Below are 17,238 nucleotides of genomic sequence, written 5' to 3'. Positions count from 1 at the left end.
AAATGATGATATTAATTGATACAACTACGCCTCACTCACACTGAAATATTCAATTCATTAAGAAGAAAATAAAATAATGATGTGTAAACAACATGAAGTGGCGTAAGGTTATGCTTCTTTTTTTGACTGTAATTGGTATAAAATAAAGAGATTTTTATGATGGTTCCAGCCGGAACCACTGCCGGATAATATCGGTATCAACCGAAATAACCGCAACCCAACAGATATAAGCCTTTTCAACATAAATTCAGCAGCCCTATAGGCGGGCATATACCGCCTTAACTACTGCGTTCAATATATGTTTTAGGCCGTCTGAACACATTTTCAGACGGCCTCATATTGAAATAAACCGCTTACGGCGCATTTTATTTTGAAAAGATATTAACTAAAGGAAACACACCATGCCAGCCTACCGCTCCAAAACCTCTACCCACGGCCGCAATATGGCCGGCGCACGCGCTTTATGGCGTGCTACCGGCGTATCCGATGAAGATTTCGGCAAACCGATTATTGCGATTGCCAACTCATTCACCCAATTCGTACCCGGCCATGTGCATTTGCACAATATGGGGCAATTGGTTGCCCGCGAAATTGAAAAAGCCGGCGGTTTGGCCAAAGAATTCAATACCATTGCCGTAGACGACGGTATTGCCATGGGACATAGCGGCATGTTGTACAGCCTGCCGAGCCGCGATCTGATTGCCGATTCGGTGGAATATATGGTGAATGCCCACTGCGCCGATGCGTTGGTATGTATTTCCAACTGCGACAAAATCACTCCGGGCATGCTGATGGCGGCTATGCGCTTGAATATTCCGACCGTATTCGTTTCAGGCGGCCCGATGGAAGCCGGTAAGGTAATCGGCGTAGCCAATATTACCGACGAACGCAAGCTCGACTTAGTCGATGCCATGGTAGATGCCGCCAATGATCAGGTTTCCGATGAAGCCGTTGCCGCTGTCGAACGCTCCGCCTGCCCTACCTGCGGTTCGTGCTCCGGTATGTTTACCGCCAACTCAATGAACTGTCTCACCGAAGCACTTGGTTTATCCCTGCCGGGTAACGGTTCGCTGCTGGCGACTCATGCCGGCCGCAAAGAGCTGTTTTTAGAAGCAGGCCGTCTGATTGTTGAGATTACCAAACGCTACTACGAACAAGACGATGCTTCGGTATTACCGCGCAGCATTGCCACCAAAGCCGCTTTTGAAAATGCCATGAGCCTTGATGTCGCCATGGGCGGCTCAACCAATACCGTATTGCATCTGCTTGCCGCGGCCAGTGAAGCCGAGGTGGATTTCAAAATGGCCGATATCGACCGCATCAGCCGCCATGTGCCCTGTTTGTGTAAAGTCGCGCCGGCAACGCAAAAATACCATATGGAAGATGTACACCGCGCCGGCGGCGTGATGGGCATTCTGGCCGAATTAAACCGTGCCGGCTGCCTGAACACCGATGTTTCCACCGTTCACGAAAAAACACTGGCCGACGCCCTGAATAAATGGGATGTAATGAACGAGGCCAACGAAAAAGCAAGAGAACGCTATAAAGCCGCACCGGGCGGTATCCGTACCACCGAAGCATTCTCACAAAACCGCCAATGGCCGAGCCTGGATTTAGACCGTGAAAACGGCTGTATCCGCGACAAAGCCCATGCCTATTCGCAAGACGGCGGCTTGGCAATATTGTTCGGTAATATTGCCGAGCGCGGCTGCGTGGTAAAAACCGCCGGTGTGGACGACAGTATTCTTACCTTTAGCGGCCGCGCCCGTGTGTTTGAAAGCCAAGAAAGCTCGGTTGAAGGCATTTTGGGCAATCAAATCGAGGCCGGCGATATCGTGATTATCCGCTACGAAGGCCCCAAAGGCGGGCCGGGCATGCAGGAAATGCTGTATCCCACTTCTTATTTGAAATCCAAAGGTTTAGGCAAAGCCTGCGCCCTCTTAACAGACGGACGCTTCTCCGGCGGCACATCCGGCCTGAGTATCGGTCACGTTTCTCCCGAAGCCGCCGAAGGCGGCGCCATCGGTTTGGTACGCGAGGGCGATACCATTGAAATTGACATTCCGAACCGCAGCATCCGTTTGGCCGTGAGCGATGAAGAACTGGCGCAACGCCGTGACGAAATGAACAGCCGCGGTGCCAAAGCATGGAAGCCGGAAAGCCGCGATCGGGTGGTTTCTAAAGCATTGCGCGCTTATGCCGCCATGACCACTTCAGCCGACACCGGTGCCGTTCGTGATGTATCGCAGCTAGAACGAAAGTAAAGCCGAACTGAAAGCCTAATCTGAAAGCAAACCGACAACAGGGGCGGTTCATCCCCACCCCTGTTTATTCAAATACCGAAGGTTTCCATCCTTTCAGACGGCCTTGTTCATCAAATAAACAATATCGACCATCAACTTATCCACGCCAATTCAAGCCCGCACAACAGTTTCATACACAAACAGTCATCAGCATCTGATATAACTTTCGGATTATTCCGCCATTCGCTAGAAATCAGTCCGCTTGTTATAATCCACAACCGACTTAAAAAATGAAAAATATATGTCCCGACAAAAAGCCCCTTTTTCCACACGCCTGATACGCTTGGGCAAACTAGTGGTCTGGCTGTTTCAAACAGGCCGAAACCTAAACAAAATCGACGGTACCCATGACGAAGAACGCAATCAGGCACTGATTACCTTAGGCACCACCGCCTTACAGGCCGTAGGTGCCAAACTCAACGTATCCACACCGCCGGAACATTTTCAAATCAGCGGCACACTATTGGTTTCCAACCATGTTTCATGGCTGGATATTTTTGCCATGAGCGCATTGTTGCCAAGCAGCTTTATCTCGAAACAGGAAATCAGCAATTGGCCGGTATTGGGTAAAATGGGGCGTAATGCCGGTACGGTATTTATTAACCGCAATTCGCGTAAAGATGTCGAACCGATTAATCAAGCCATTTCCGAAGCTTTAAGAAACGGGCTGAATGTCAGCTTTTTTCCGGAAGCGCGTACATCACCCGGCTTAGATACCCTGCCGTTTAAAGCGGCGCTGTTTCAATCTGCCATCGACAGCAACGCACCGGTTCAAACCGTCGCCCTGCGTTATTACGATCATGAAGGCCGCCGTACCCAACTGCCTTCTTATGCCAATACCAGCTTAATCAAATCACTCTGGCGCGTCGTTTCCATGCCGCAGCTTCATATACGGGTGGACTTTGCCAAACCGATATATCCGCACGAACATCCGGATATCGACCGTTTCCAACTCAAAGAAATGGCCGAAGCCTATGTGCGGGAAAAAGTTGGCGAAGATGCCGATAATAATGACATGGTTTAAAAACCCTGATAGATATCATCCGACATAAAGAAGCCGTCTGAAAAGTTTCAGACGGCTTCTTTTATATTAAAAACATATTAAAACCAATATCTTTAATGAAAATATCTACAACAATTTTTCTATCGGCAATACCGATAAAATCTTCACCGTTAACCGCTTCCAAAAGCCTGCTTCAGGTTCTTTATTAGAAACTTCCCCGTCTTCCGGATCCTGCCATTGCAGTTTATGGTGTTTATCCATCGTCACTTTATAAGCATATTGCGGTGTGGTTCTTTCCAAACTCTGTTGCATGGTTTCCGCCAAAGCGGGACTTTCAATCACCACCCCCATCTCGGTATTTAACCGTGCCGAACGCGGATCGAGATTGAACGAGCCGACAAAAACACGCTGCTTATCCACAATAAATGTTTTGGCATGCAGGCTGGTAGACGAATTACCCGTTAAACCGCGGTCTCTACTTCTCGGCACGGCATGGTTGGCTTTCAATTCATATAAATTCACGCCCGCGCGAATCAGCGGTTTGCGATAACGGGCATATCCCGAATGCACGGCGGCAACATCGGTGGCCTGCAATGAATTGGTTAACACGGTTATCCCCACCCCCTCTTCAACCAACTCGGCCATCGCCTGCGTGCCCTCTTTGGTCGGCACAAAATAAGGTGAAACCAGATAAATTTCCCGTTCGGGCGAGCCGAGCGCCTCATCTAGTTTTTCACTGATTTGCGGCTTATCGCGTGCCCGACCGAGTGCTTTAGCCGGATCATCGCTCACCAATGTGGCTTTCACATACCGCCAGTCCACCTGCTTATTGTTGATGGCTTTAAACAGCTTAGAGTCTTCCAAGTCGTTATAATAACGTGCCAATACGGTATTTTTCTCATTATCGTCAATCACCAATTCAGCAAAGCCCTTATCCACATTGCCGTGACGTACAATACGGTCGAACGGATAAGCCGAATCGCTTGCCCAATAGCGGTCGAAATCTTGGGAAACTTCCGTCACCACGCTTCCGGTGGCGAGAATATCCAAATCGGAAAACGATGTATCGGTACTGATATTGAAATATTCGTCACCGATATTGCGCCCGCCCAAAATCGTTGCCTGATTATCAGCCGTTAACGATTTATTATGCATACGGCGGTTTAATCTTGAAAAATCAGCTAGATAACCGAGCGAACGCCAGTAGCGGTTAAGAAACGGATTAAACAGGCGCACTTCGATATTGGGATGGCTGTCGAGCGCTGCCAATACATTATCCAAACCGTTGGTATTATTGTCGTCTAACAGCAGGCGAACGCGTACACCGCGCTCTGCGGCACGGTGAAGCATATTAAACAGGATTTTGCCCGATACATCGTTATGCCAAATATAATATTGTAAATCCAACGTATATTCGGCCGAATCAATCAATGTTGCCCGTGCAACAAAAGCATCATGTGCATCATCCAGCATATATATGCCGGACATACCGGCTTCCAACCCGTCTTTCTCAGGAGATAAAGGCTTCAGTGTATCAACCAACTTCGAAGAAGGCGGTATGTCCAAATAAGTGCTGACTGTCCGGTTTTCCAACGAAGGCAAACTCAAACAGCCACTCAGTAAAAATGAAAACATCAGGCAAATAAGATAGATTGGTTTCATATAGTTATATATCACGTTTCAGACGGCCTCCCTCCAAAATAAAACACATAAACACCATTTTTTCAAGAGACAGGCCGTCTGAAAATCGTACGAATCGGCTATATTGTAACCGTATTTTCATATTAACTTGTCATAAATATGACATTAAAGGCATATTATCGGTATCCGGCCGTCTGAAACACCCTACCGCCATATTATGAACATAAAAAAGCAACCGGCTTAATTATCGAAACAACCAATACCCCGCGCAAGACAACACCCCACCGCCAATCATCAGCCATACCGCCAGAATGCCTGCCAATATCAATGGCCGGATACCGGCCGCCCGCACAGCCTCCCAACGCGTAGTCAATCCCAACGCCAACATCGCCATAGTCAACAACAAGGTATCTATATTTAATATGGCCGAATGTAAAGACGACGGTAACTCAATCACACTATTCACCGCCACCATCGCCAAAAAAGCCGGTACGAACCACGGTATGGCAATCTGCCGCCTACCACTGTTTTGCCCGTTTTTGCCAGCCACCAACCAAGATAACGCCATCAACAACGGCGCCAGCAGCATCACCCGAATCATTTTGGTAATCACCGCCACATCGGCCACCGTATCATTCACCGCCGCACCGGCCGCCGCCACTTGGGCCACTTCATGCACACTTGATCCGGTATAAATCCCCCAAGCAAACCATGCGCCCGAAGAAGCATCGGACGGTAGAATCCAAACCGCCAACAACGGATAAACAAACATCGCCAGCGTACCGAACACCACCACCGTCGCCACCGCCACTCCGACATCATGGTCTTGCGCTTTCAATACCGGTTGCGCCGCCAACACCGCCGCCGCACCGCACACCGCACTGCCGGCGCCCACCAATGCCGCCGTTTTATCATTCACATGAAAACGCCGCCCCAACTTCACTGCCAACACCATCGTTACCGCCACAATCACCACATCGGTAAAAAATGCCGGCCAACCCACATAAGCCACTTGAGCCAATGTCAGCTTGAAGCCGTACAACATAATGCCGATCCGCAGCAAATGCCCTTTACTGAAAGCAATCCCCTCCAACCACAACTCAGGAAACCGTGCAAACAAAGTATTACCCGCTACAATACCTATCACAATAGCCAACGTAAGAGGACTAATGCCCCATGCGGAAAATATCGCCAAATCCGACAACCATATACAGATAATAGAAACGCCCAATAGCGGCAGCAACTGGCCTAACCATAAAAAGCGGGACGACACGACATTCCTCCTTTATTCTTTACCGACAATAGCATCAAATACTTTATATAATAACTCACATAACAAAAGGCCGTCTGAATTATTTATTTTCAGACGGCCTTTCCCACTATAATACCGTTACCGTTTTACTTACCCTCCTGCTTCGCCTTCGGCGTTGCCTGATAAAACGCAAACTTCAAATCCTCACCATCTATTTCCCATACCGATACGGCATGATTGTCCAGTTTTTTTAATTGGCCGCCAACCAAAACATCCGCATTAAACTCGGCGAATACCAACACGCAACCGCCCAAAACACGGACTTCATGAATCGGAAAATCAATCCGCTGATAATCATAAAGGCCGGACTGCACCTTTTCCATAAAAGAAGACAACCCGTCTACCGATCCGCCGCTATGTACATAACGTAGATTGGGGCTACACATCGCCGCAAACTTTTCAAATTGCCCCGCAACCATATAGTCTATTCTTTTTTGCTCTGCTTCACGGGCCATCGCCGCCCAATCTTTAGCCGATTCCATATTTATCCTTTCCTTTTATATCTAATCGTAACACTCAAATAACGTATAGCCGTTATTATCATTCTAAATTACCACAAAGATTGTTCTGTTTTTCAAAACATTGTATTTGCCGACAATATCAATACACAATACCCCAAAACAGACTAAAATCAAAGAGAGCCCTATATTCAACCTACCGAGAAGGCGAACCATTATGATAGATAAGACCGCACATTCCTTAGAAGAAGTGTTAGCACAAATATCCGACGGCGCCCGTATCATGATAGGCGGCTTCGGCACGGCGGGGCAACCGGCCGGCCTGATTGACGGCCTGATTGAAAGAGGTGTTAAAGATTTGGTGATCATCAATAACAATGCCGGCAACGGCGATCACGGCTTAGCCAAACTGCTGAAAACCGGTGCCGTCCGTAAAATCATCTGTTCGTTTCCGCGCCAATCCGACTCATGGGTATTCGACGAACTCTACCGTGCCGGCAAAATCGAACTCGAACTGGTGCCGCAAGGCAACCTTGCCTGCCGCATTCAGGCCGCCGGCATGGGTTTGGGGGCGGTATTCACCCCCACCGGATTCGGTACTTTATTGGCCGAAGGCAAAGAAACCCGCAATATAGACGGTAAAGATTATGTGTTGGAATACCCGATCAAAGCCGATTTCGCCTTAATCAAAGCCCATAAAGGCGACCGTTGGGGCAACTTGGTGTATCGCAAAGCCGCCCGTAACTTCGGGCCGATTATGGCCACTGCCGCCGACATCACCATTGCCGAAGTATCGGAAGTTGTCGAACTGGGCGGACTGGATCCGGAAAACATTATCACACCGGGCATTTTCGTCCAACACGTCGTTCAAATCAAAGAGGAGGGTCGAGCGTGAACTACCAAAAACTCAATCGCGAACAAATTGCCCAACGTGTTGCCCGCGATATTCCCGAAGGGGCTTATGTAAATCTCGGCATCGGCCTGCCGACCAAAATCGCAACCTATCTGCCGGCAAACAAAGATATTTTCCTGCACTCCGAAAACGGCCTATTGGCATTCGGCCCGCCACCGCCGCCCGGTGAAGAAGATCCCGAACTGATTAATGCCGGCAAAGAATATGTGACCTTAAAAACCGGCGGCTGCTATTTTCATCACGGCGATTCGTTTGCCATGATGCGCGGCGGCCATCTGGATATTTGCGTTTTAGGCGCGTTTCAAGTATCCGCCCGCGGCGACCTTGCCAACTGGCACACCGGCGCGCCCGATGCCATTCCGGCGGTCGGCGGCGCGATGGATTTGGCCGTCGGTGCCAAAAAAGTATGGGTTACCATGGAACACACCAGCAAACACGGCGACCCCAAAATCGTCGGCAATCTGACCTATCCGGCAACAGGTTTACGTTGCGTCGACCGTATTTATACCGATTTATGCGTGATTGATCTCGATGGGAACAGTTTGCGGGTTATCGAAAAAATCGACGGCCTGGATTTTGCCGAACTGCAAAACCTCACCGCCGCCCCTTTAATTGACGCCACTTCAGGAGCCGTATCATGAACAACCACGATGCTTATATTATTGATGCCCTGCGTACCCCTTTCGGACGCTACGGCGGCAGCCTTTCCGCCGTGCGCACCGATGATTTGGGCGCCGTACCCATTCGGGCGCTGATGCAGCGCCACCCTGATTTACCGTGGCATAAAGTCGACGACATCCTATACGGCTGCGCCAATCAGGCCGGCGAAGACAACCGCAATGTCGCCAGAATGTCGGCATTATTGGCCGGCATGCCGGTCGAAGTGCCCGCCTGCACCATCAACCGCTTATGCGGCTCTTCTTTGGAAACCGTCTTAACCGGCAGCCGTACCTTAAAAACCGGCGATGCCGACTTATTAATAGCCGGCGGCGTAGAGAATATGTCGCGCTCGCCTTATGTGATGGGGAAAGCCGAACAGGCATTCGGCCGTAATCAGAAAATCGAAGACACCACTATGGGCTGGCGTTTTATCAATCCCGCCATGAAAGCCCAATACGGTGTCGAAACCATGCCGCAAACCGCAGAAAACGTTGCCGAACAATTTTCCGTCAGCCGTGCCGACCAAGACCTTTTCGCGCTAGCCAGCCAGCAAAAAGCCGCCGCAGCACAGGCACGCGGCTTCTTTGCCAATGAAATCACAGCGGTAGAAATTCCCCAACGCAAAGGCGGCAGCATAAGGGTTGATACCGACGAACATCCCCGCCCCGATACCACCATCGAGGGGTTGACCAAATTAAAACCGATTGTATTTGAAGGCGGCACGGTTACCGCAGGCAATGCATCGGGCATTAACGACGGCGCGGCGGCCGTATTAATGGCTTCGGGCAACGCCGTGAAAGAATACGGCTTGAAACCGCGCGCCCGCATTATCGGCGGTACTACCGTCGGCATCGAACCGCGTATTATGGGTTTCGCCCCCGCCCCCGCCATAAAAAAACTGCTCGCCAAAACCGGCATCGCACTGGCCGATATCGATGTAATCGAATTGAATGAAGCTTTTGCCGCCCAAGCATTGGCCTGCACCCGCGATTTGGGTTTGGCCGACGATGATCCGCGCGTTAACCCCAACGGCGGCGCGATTGCCATCGGTCACCCCTTAGGTGCATCCGGCGCACGCATACTCACCACCGCACTCAACCAGCTCGAAGTTTCAGGCGGTCGTTATGCCGTCTGCTCGATGTGTATCGGCGTTGGGCAGGGGATTGCGGTACTCATTGAGCGATGCGACTAAAGGCGATAAACAGCCTTTGGCAATCAATTCTTCATCCCATTCCGGCTGCCTGCTGATGTTTTTCGATAAAAAATCAATAATACGCCGAACCTTTTTGATATTTTTCGAATTAGGCGGAAACACCGCCCGCAGGCTGTATGCCGGTAAAGGATAATCGGTCAATACCGACACCAGCCTGCCTTCAAGCAGGCTTTCTTTTGCCACAATGGTCGGCAGGCAGACAATACCGCCGCCGGTTTCAGCAAAATCATGCAGAAGATGGATGGAAGTGGATTGAATGCGTGCCGAAACCGGAATTTCCTGCAATTTACCGTCAATCAGAAACTTCAGCCTATTGCGTTCGGGATAATCCGAGTAATAGCCGATTTCAAATTGCGACAACTGATAAGGCGTATCCGGTTTGCCGTATTTTTCAATAAATTCCGGTGAAGCACAAAATACCCTGTTCACATGGAAAATCTTGCGGTCGACCAAACTTTCGCCTTTAGGCGGAAAAATCTGAAACGCCACATCGAATCCGGCCGAAACCGGATCAACCACCTTATCGCTCACCACCAAATCCAGCTCGATATCGGTATAGGCATGGGTAAACAACGATAATTTCTTGCTGAAATAGCCCAAGCCGAAGCCGGGCACCAAATGAATGCGCAACTTGCCTGTTAAATCGTTTTTCGCCAACGCCATCGCATTCACCAAAACATCAAAACGTTTCAGCAAATCTACACATTCATCATAATACTTCGCACCGATATCCGATAAACGCACCGAGCGCGTATTACGGTGAAACAGCGGCGCGTCGACAAACTTTTCCAACTGCTGAATACGCGTACTCACCACCGAACGCGCCACCCCGAGCTGTTCCGCAGCTTGGATAAAACTCCCGCTTTGCGCCACTCGCACAAAAGCTTCCATGCATTGCAGCTTATCCATCCGCTTTTCTCCTCTTCTAATCTTCTTCTAAAACGATACGACACACCGGTAACCACTCAAACCCATCCGCTACATTGCCAAGAATGTAAACACCCCGATAACCCAAACGCCCGACAACACCAACCACATCACGCAATAGCCCATAATATCGCGCGCCGACAATCCGGCCACGCCCAATAAAGGCAGCGCCCAAAACGGCTGAATCTGATTCGTCCACGCATCACCCCAGGCAAATGCCATAATGGTTTGCGGCAGATTCGCACCCAGCTCTTTCGCCGCTTCAATCACCACAGGCCCCTGAATCGCCCATTGCCCGCCGCCGGAAGGAATAAAAATATTCACCAAGCCCGCCGATAAAAACGTCATCGCCGGAAAATTGGCCGTATTCGATACCGATACAAACCACTCGGCAGTAAGATTCACCAATCCGGAATCCGTCATCATGCCCGCAATACCTGCATACAGCGGAAACTGCACAATAATGCCCTGCGTGGACGTAATCGCCGTTTTCGTCGCCCCGATAAATGCCGCCGGTGAACGGTGCAACAACAAAGCCGCCGCCAAAAACAGCATAATCACCACATTCAGATTAACATTGAAGCCTTTATCCGCAAAATGCCCGCCTACATACAAAACGGGCAGCACCGCCAACACTATATTAAACAAATAATGTTGTTCCAGCTTTTCAGAAAAGGTAGCAGGATGATTTGTTTCAGACGGCCTATTCTGTTCTACCGCTTCCGAACCGGAAAGCGAAACAGGGTTTTCCGGCGGCGATACAAAAGCATACATCAGCAACAGCAGCACCAACACACCGGCCGACAACATCAGATTCCAAGAAGAATAAAGCGTTTCCGATACCGGTATCAGCCCTATCTGCTCATGCAGGAAATGCTGCGGTGTCGCCACCACCAGCGGAATCGCCGATGAAGGGCCGCGTATCAACTCGGCACTATAAGCCGCCGCCACAACCAATGGAAAATGCAATCCGGCCACTTTCCTGCCCATCTCTTTAGCCACCATTGCACCGACCACCAAGCCGAAGCCCCAATTCAAATAGCAGGCGGCAAAAGAAATCGTTGCCGTTAGCAATAAAGCCTGCCGCGGCGTTTTCGCCAAATTGGTCAGCTTATCCAAAATACCGTGCACAGCCGGCGTTAGCGCCAACACATAGCCCATCAACAGCACCAGCACCATCTGCATACCGAAAGTAAACAACTTGGAAAAACCCTGCCCCCAAAAAACCGCCATTTCCAAAGGGCCGTGCCCTGCCTCTATTATGCCCGCCAAAAAGATAACCACCGTCAGCAGAATAGCCAGCAGGAAAGAATCGGGCAGATAGCGCTGCATTATTTTGCTTAAAAAATTAGCAATCATAATGATTCTCCTCTATTTCGGGTTGTTGATTTTTTATTCCGGCAGCACCGCACCGTTTATTGTTTATTCCGTTTCATCAGGCAACGGCGTATTACCATTACCCCAAACCTCCAATCCATACGAGAACGCCGCCACCAAGCAAGCATAGGTCTGATACTTGTATCCGACAAAACAGTATCCGTGTCGGATTCGAGTATCCGACCTACATGGGTTTTGCAAAGGCGCCATATCATTTGGGCAATTTAATCGCCTTTAATATAGTTATCGAATAATATCGTTAGCTCGTCTTGGGTATAATCAGCGTTTAATTCTTTTTCCATAATATTGGCAAATTGATTGAATTCTTTGATTTCCATCCGCTCCGTATGCGTGTCGTAAATTTTAAAATAACGGTTATCACGCAGAGAATAAATAACATCGTCACCCAAGCGGGATATAATCAAATGATTACGCCATATGGTTTTAGGATTCATGTAGCAATAAAAGTTGCTCACTTCAAAGTCTGAATCAATATTTTCAATTAAATCAAACTGATTAATATTAAATTTCTCTCCTTTTTGAATCATTTGCAGCATATAAATGCCTTTTTGCTCATCCACGGGAAGCGCATGATATTGAATACCCAAGTGGCTCATCGTAGGCTGCGGTGCATTAAGCTTGAGTGCAACACAGGGGCTGCGAAAACCAACGCCGACATCGATTACATAAGTGTCGCCTTGATAATATAATAGCGTTACCCGGTGAGTCAGGGGAATTCTAGGTTTTTCATTATTCACTATTCGCGCTAAATGTTGGCTGACTTCAAACCCTTTTGCTTTTAGCACTTCGTATATGAGTTTGTTTTGTTCAAAGCAATAACCCCCTCTTTTTTTCACCACTAAATTTTCATAGACCGATTCAATATCAATCGGCACCGTTTCACCCACTAAAATTTTAGCATTGCCAAAACAGAAAGCTTTTAGATGTGCCCGCATCAACCGGCAAACATCTTCTAACGTTTTAATATCATCGGTGATGTTCAAAGCTTTTAAATAACCTTCAGCAATTTTTTGAATATCCATCATATTTCCTAGTTGTTATCTTTTAGAATTTACACATTATCCATATAGCCAAAGTATCAAACTTACACAGCATGAAAATTTACAGAGATTGGAAATCATTTTTTAGCACTATCTAAAACCAAAGCCAAGCATTTATTAAATTATGATGACTTCTTGTTTTAGATATCAAATTTTTTTATAGCGTTTCAATAGCGCCTTATCCGATATCAATACAGATACTATAAAATCACACCCCATAAAACAAGCCTGCCGAATCCTTTCAGACGGCCTCCAAACAATAGGCCGTCTGAAATCAACCCCCACCGTAGGGGCGGATTAAATATCCGCCCGCGCCCACATCACCAACCACATCAACCAAAACCATACCCGCCAAAACCCCAACCATCACAATAAAAATCCAACCATATCCCCAATCCAAACAAACGGGCGGATATACAATCCGCCCCTACCAAACCATCCGGCCTACCCGACACAGGCCGTCTGAAAAATATATTCATTCCACAATACAATCCAAAACAATCCCCACCGTAGGGGCGGATTAAATATCCGCCCGCGCCACACACCCGCCGCACAATCAAGCTAATCACTCATAAAAATAATCATTTGGTTTATTAATAACGTTTTAAAAATAGCATGTTAGCTGCTTCTTGCTATACAATACGGTTTTCCAAACATATCTCTCATATCCCGCAATGAATCCGAATACGCCAGAATCACTATATCAAAAAGGGCACGATATCCTACTGCACAACCCCAATAATACCGCCCAAGCCATACCCTTTCTTCTTCAAGCCGCCGAAAGCGGACACACCGAAGCCGCCTTTCAACTGGCCGGATGCCTACTGAGCGGATCAGTCGGCAGAAAGCCCGACTACCCCGCCGCCACCCGATGGCTGGAAAAAGCCGCCGAACAAGGCCATCTATACGCCCGCTACAACCTACTGCAACTGCGCGCCGCCAACGGCGAACCCTTTCAGCAACAAATCCCCGCCTATACCGACTTAGCCGAACAAGGCATTCTACAAGCCCAACTACGCCTGCTCGAATACTACGCCGACCATAAAGACCCCAAAGCCGTTTATTGGGCGGAAAAAGCCGCCGACCAAGGCCACGGCGAAGCACAAGTTTATCTCGCAAAATACTACCAACAAGCCGCCGAACCCGATCTCGCCCGCGCCCACGAACTGCTCACCCAAGCTGCCGAACAAAACATCACCGCCGCCCACTGGCTGCTCGGCAACCAATACCGCTACGGCCAATTCGTCGGCAAAGACCTGCAAAAAGCCGCCGAACACTTCACCCCCGCCGCCCAAGCAGGTTTCCAGCCCGCCCAAACCGCACTCGGCGAAGTATTGCTCGAACTCGACAACAGCGAAGCCGTTAACTGGCTGGAAAAATCCGCCGAGAAAAACGACTGCGACGCCCAAGCCACAATGGCCGAACTCTACCTCACCGGAAAATATGTAGAACGCGACTACATCAAAGCCCGCAAATATGCCTCGGCCGCCGCCCGCCGCAGCAACGCCAAAGCCCTGCGCCTACTCGGCGACATCTTCCGCTACGGCCTAGGCATCGAAGCCGACGCCACCGTAGCCCGGCACCAATATCAAAAAGCCGCCGAACTCGGCGACATGGCCGCCCACCACAAACTACTTTCCAATACCGCCCTCAGCCACAAAGAAGAATACGAAGAAGCCAAACAAGCCGCCTTAATGTTTCAAAAAGCCGATCAGGCCTACCAAGCCGCTTTCGCCTGCCACTACGGCCTCAACCGCCCGCAAGACTACCTGCTCGCCCGCAAACTCTATCTTCAGGCCGCCGAACTGCACCACAGCAAAGCCCAAACCAACCTCGGCATGATGTATTACAACGGCCAAGGCGTCGATACCGACCACGACCAAGCCGCCTACTGGTTTGAACAGGCCGCCAACCAAGGCGACACCATCGCCCAATACAACCTCGCCTGCCTGTATTACCACGGATACGGCGTTATGCCCAACACCCAAACCGCCTGCCACTGGCTGCAAACCGCCATCAACAACGGCCACGAACACGCCGCCCAGCTCAGGCAGCTACTGGCACAATGGCAAAAACAATCCCCCGCCGCCTAATCACCCAAACCAAAGGGCGGATATATAATCCGCCCCTACCAAACCATCCGGCCTACCCGACACAGGCCGTCTGAAAAATATATTCATTCCACAACACAATCCAAAACAATCCCCCACCGTAGGGGCGGATTAAATATCCGCCCGCGCCACCCTCCCAACCACATCAACCAAAACCCACATCCGTCCAAACCCCAACCATCCCAATAAAAACCCAACCATCACCCCAATCCAAACAAACGGACGGATATTTAATCCGCCCCTACCAAACCATCCGGCCTACCCGACACAGGCCGTCTGAAAAATATATTCATTCCATAACACAATCCAAAACAACCCACACCGTAGGGGCGGATTAAATATCCGCCCGCGCCCACACTCCCAACCATATCAACCAAAATCAATCACGTCCAAAACCCCAACCATCCCAATAAAAATCCAACCATCACCCCAACCCAAACAAACGGGCGGATATACAATCCGCCCCTACCAAACCATCCGGCCTACCCAACTCAGGCCGTCTGAAAATATATTCATTCCACAACACAATCCACAACAGCCCCCACCGTAGGGGCGGATTAAATATCCGCCCGCGCCACCCTCCCAACCACATCAACCAAAACCCACATCCGTCCAAACCCCAACCATCCCAATAAAAACCCAACCATCACCCCAATCCAAACAAACGGACGGATATTTAATCCGCCCCTACCAAACCATCCGGCCTACCCGACACAGGCCGTCTGAAAAATATATTCATTCCACAACACAATCCAAAACAATCCCCACCGTAGGGGCGGATTAAATATCCGCCCGCGCCCACATCACCAACCACATCAACCAAACCCACACCCGCCCAAACCCCAACCATCACAATAAAAACCCAACCATCACCCCAATCCAAACAAACGGGCGGATATACAATCCGCCCCTACCAAACCATCCGGCCTACCCGACACAGGCCGTCTGAAAATATATTCATTCCACAACACAATCCAAAACAACCCACACCGTAGGGGCGGATTAAATATCCGCCCGCGCCAAACTCCCCAACCATACCAACCAAAACCATACCCGCCAAAACCCCAACCATCCCAATAAAAACCCAACCATCACCCTAATCCAAACAAACGGGCGGATATACAATCCGCCCCTACCAAACCATCCGGCCTACCCGACACAGGCCGTCTGAAAATATATTCATTCCACAACACAATCCAAAACGATCCCCACCGTAGGGGCGGATTAAATATCCGCCCGCGCCCACATCACCAACCACATCAACCAAAACCATACCCGTCCAAAATCCCCAATCCCAACCATACCAACAAAAATCAACCATAACTGACAAAAAACGTCGCATGACAAAAAAATAAACCTCATGCCGCGCAGAAAGTCACATAACCGACAAAAAATGTCACATTTTGCATAAAAAAATTTCATCAGCATAACGCTAATATCATTTAAATTCTTTTTTCATAAAATTTAAAATGAATAAAAACAACAAAATAAAAACAATAATCACAAAATTTAACAAAATGGCACGAGCATTGCTTAATACTTAGCAACCGCAGCAGGCAACGCAGCAGCAGCGCTGAAAACGGTAAGCAGTATTCCTCTTCTTTTGATTAAAGCAGTAGCAACAACAACGTGCCAAGCACATTACGGTTTACATAATATAAACATAATACTTTTTAAATTTTTTAACTGGAGTTTTAAACATGAAAGCAATGCAAAAAGGTTTTACATTAATCGAGTTGATGATCGTGGTAGCGATTATCGGTATTTTGGCAGCCATCGCCCTGCCGGCTTACCAAGATTACACTGCCCGCGCCAAAGTATCTGAAGTAGTATTGGCTGCATCACAATGCCGTACTGCCGTTACCGAAGCTTCTCAAACCGGTTTTGCCGGCAATGCAACAGCAAATGGTTTTGGGTGTGATGAAACAGTTGCCGGAACAGGAAACGCTGGCGCATCAGGTGCTCATTCTCAATATGTAAAATCTGTTAATACTGCAGATAACGGCACAATTACCGTAGTAGCACAAAATATTAGCCAATTGGGTAATAAAACCAATTTACAATTGGTTCCTTATGCCGATGATGGACTAAAAACAAAAATGACAGCTGCAAACTACAATCGTGCCTCCCTCATTCAAGGCGGTGTTCGCGGTTGGAAATGTGAAACTGGTGCCTCTAATGGTATTGAAGCTAAATATCTGCCTTCATCATGCCGTTAATTGATTATTTATCATTAAAATAAACAAACCCTGCTCAAAA

General features: G+C 48.8%; 19 protein-coding genes. 8 read left to right on the top strand and 11 right to left on the bottom strand.

Translation table 11 applies throughout. The features are described from left to right. The first annotated feature begins 401 nt into the window (after positions 1 to 401). Together ilvD and NXS09_RS02705 are read left to right on the top strand one after the other, a co-directional pair. Positions 402 to 2,264, top strand: coding sequence for a dihydroxy-acid dehydratase (gene ilvD, locus NXS09_RS02710; protein WP_259291021.1), 1,863 nt, complete (start codon positions 402 to 404; stop codon positions 2,262 to 2,264). Between the two features lie 280 nt (positions 2,265 to 2,544). Then, positions 2,545 to 3,327 (top strand): 1-acylglycerol-3-phosphate O-acyltransferase, encoded by a 783-nt coding sequence (locus tag NXS09_RS02705; protein ID WP_259291020.1) that lies wholly within the window; start codon positions 2,545 to 2,547, stop codon positions 3,325 to 3,327. Between the two features lie 105 nt (positions 3,328 to 3,432). Here the strand turns inward: NXS09_RS02705 and NXS09_RS02700 are convergent, their stop codons facing one another. The 3 genes from NXS09_RS02700 to NXS09_RS02690 form a co-directional block, all read right to left on the bottom strand. Beyond that, positions 3,433 to 4,968: a phospholipase D family protein gene (locus NXS09_RS02700; RefSeq protein ID WP_259291019.1), complete on the bottom strand. Its 1,536-nt coding sequence runs from the start codon at positions 4,966 to 4,968 to the stop codon at positions 3,433 to 3,435. Between the two features lie 223 nt (positions 4,969 to 5,191). Next, on the bottom strand, positions 5,192 to 6,220 hold the full coding sequence (locus tag NXS09_RS02695; RefSeq protein WP_259291018.1) for a YeiH family protein: 1,029 nt from the start codon (positions 6,218 to 6,220) through the stop codon (positions 5,192 to 5,194). Positions 6,221 to 6,345: 125 nt separating this feature from the next. Continuing rightward, the gene (locus NXS09_RS02690) at positions 6,346 to 6,741 is read right to left on the bottom strand and encodes a nuclear transport factor 2 family protein (RefSeq protein WP_259291017.1); all 396 of its coding nucleotides are present in this window, start codon (positions 6,739 to 6,741) and stop codon (positions 6,346 to 6,348) included. A gap of 193 nt (positions 6,742 to 6,934) precedes the next feature. Between NXS09_RS02690 and NXS09_RS02685 the strand changes: the two genes are divergently transcribed. Genes NXS09_RS02685 through pcaF form a run of 3 tightly spaced genes read left to right on the top strand, consistent with a single transcriptional unit; the run spans position 6,935 to position 9,482 of the window. Further along, positions 6,935 to 7,612 carry a 3-oxoacid CoA-transferase subunit A gene (locus NXS09_RS02685; protein ID WP_259291016.1) on the top strand — a complete coding sequence of 226 codons (678 nt, stop codon included), beginning with the start codon at positions 6,935 to 6,937 and terminating at the stop codon, positions 7,610 to 7,612. Beyond that, on the top strand, positions 7,609 to 8,271 hold the full coding sequence (locus NXS09_RS02680; protein ID WP_259291015.1) for a 3-oxoacid CoA-transferase subunit B: 663 nt from the start codon (positions 7,609 to 7,611) through the stop codon (positions 8,269 to 8,271). The genes NXS09_RS02685 and NXS09_RS02680 overlap by 4 nt, the downstream gene beginning before the upstream one ends. After that, positions 8,268 to 9,482: a 3-oxoadipyl-CoA thiolase gene (pcaF, locus tag NXS09_RS02675; RefSeq protein ID WP_259291014.1), complete on the top strand. Its 1,215-nt coding sequence runs from the start codon at positions 8,268 to 8,270 to the stop codon at positions 9,480 to 9,482. The genes NXS09_RS02680 and pcaF overlap by 4 nt, the downstream gene beginning before the upstream one ends. Here pcaF and NXS09_RS02670 read toward each other — a convergent pair. Further along, positions 9,402 to 10,412, bottom strand: a complete 1,011-nt coding sequence (locus NXS09_RS02670) for a LysR family transcriptional regulator (protein WP_259291013.1) — start codon at positions 10,410 to 10,412, stop codon at positions 9,402 to 9,404. The two genes, pcaF and NXS09_RS02670, sit on opposite strands and share 81 nt — an antisense overlap. A gap of 69 nt (positions 10,413 to 10,481) precedes the next feature. Further along, positions 10,482 to 11,789, bottom strand: a complete 1,308-nt coding sequence (locus NXS09_RS02665) for a short-chain fatty acid transporter (RefSeq protein WP_259291012.1) — start codon at positions 11,787 to 11,789, stop codon at positions 10,482 to 10,484. A gap of 1 nt (position 11,790) precedes the next feature. Between NXS09_RS02665 and NXS09_RS02660 the strand changes: the two genes are divergently transcribed. Then, positions 11,791 to 11,937 (top strand): hypothetical protein, encoded by a 147-nt coding sequence (locus NXS09_RS02660; RefSeq protein ID WP_259291011.1) that lies wholly within the window; start codon positions 11,791 to 11,793, stop codon positions 11,935 to 11,937. Between the two features lie 94 nt (positions 11,938 to 12,031). On the opposite strand, the gene NXS09_RS02655 is transcribed toward NXS09_RS02660, so the two are convergent. Then, positions 12,032 to 12,850, bottom strand: coding sequence for an arylamine N-acetyltransferase family protein (locus tag NXS09_RS02655; RefSeq protein WP_259291010.1), 819 nt, complete (start codon positions 12,848 to 12,850; stop codon positions 12,032 to 12,034). A gap of 292 nt (positions 12,851 to 13,142) precedes the next feature. Then, positions 13,143 to 13,268: a hypothetical protein gene (locus NXS09_RS02650; RefSeq protein WP_259291009.1), complete on the bottom strand. Its 126-nt coding sequence runs from the start codon at positions 13,266 to 13,268 to the stop codon at positions 13,143 to 13,145. A 274-nt stretch (positions 13,269 to 13,542) separates the two neighbouring features. Here NXS09_RS02650 and NXS09_RS02645 point away from each other — a divergent pair, with 274 nt between their 5' ends. Further along, positions 13,543 to 14,961, top strand: a complete 1,419-nt coding sequence (locus NXS09_RS02645; RefSeq protein ID WP_259291008.1) for a tetratricopeptide repeat protein — start codon at positions 13,543 to 13,545, stop codon at positions 14,959 to 14,961. Positions 14,962 to 15,403: 442 nt separating this feature from the next. On the opposite strand, the gene NXS09_RS02640 is transcribed toward NXS09_RS02645, so the two are convergent. The 4 genes from NXS09_RS02640 to NXS09_RS02625 all read right to left on the bottom strand — a co-directional run bounded on the left by NXS09_RS02640 (position 15,404) and on the right by NXS09_RS02625 (position 16,321). Next, entirely contained in the window at positions 15,404 to 15,571 is a 168-nt protein-coding gene (locus NXS09_RS02640; protein ID WP_259291007.1) for a hypothetical protein, read from the bottom strand. Positions 15,572 to 15,655: 84 nt separating this feature from the next. Continuing rightward, positions 15,656 to 15,862, bottom strand: coding sequence for a hypothetical protein (locus NXS09_RS02635; RefSeq protein WP_259291006.1), 207 nt, complete (start codon positions 15,860 to 15,862; stop codon positions 15,656 to 15,658). Positions 15,863 to 15,981: 119 nt separating this feature from the next. Next, positions 15,982 to 16,104 (bottom strand): hypothetical protein, encoded by a 123-nt coding sequence (locus tag NXS09_RS02630; RefSeq protein ID WP_259291005.1) that lies wholly within the window; start codon positions 16,102 to 16,104, stop codon positions 15,982 to 15,984. Between the two features lie 7 nt (positions 16,105 to 16,111). Next, the gene (locus NXS09_RS02625; protein WP_259291004.1) at positions 16,112 to 16,321 is read right to left on the bottom strand and encodes a hypothetical protein; all 210 of its coding nucleotides are present in this window, start codon (positions 16,319 to 16,321) and stop codon (positions 16,112 to 16,114) included. A gap of 358 nt (positions 16,322 to 16,679) precedes the next feature. Between NXS09_RS02625 and NXS09_RS02620 the strand changes: the two genes are divergently transcribed. Then, positions 16,680 to 17,198 carry a pilin gene (locus NXS09_RS02620; RefSeq protein WP_289623061.1) on the top strand — a complete coding sequence of 173 codons (519 nt, stop codon included), beginning with the start codon at positions 16,680 to 16,682 and terminating at the stop codon, positions 17,196 to 17,198. Positions 17,199 to 17,238: the final 40 nt, after the last annotated feature.

This window comes from Neisseria montereyensis (assembly GCF_024834045.1).
In the GTDB taxonomy this organism is placed as follows: domain Bacteria; phylum Pseudomonadota; class Gammaproteobacteria; order Burkholderiales; family Neisseriaceae; genus Neisseria; species Neisseria montereyensis.
This window is presented reverse-complemented; position numbering and strand designations above follow the sequence as displayed.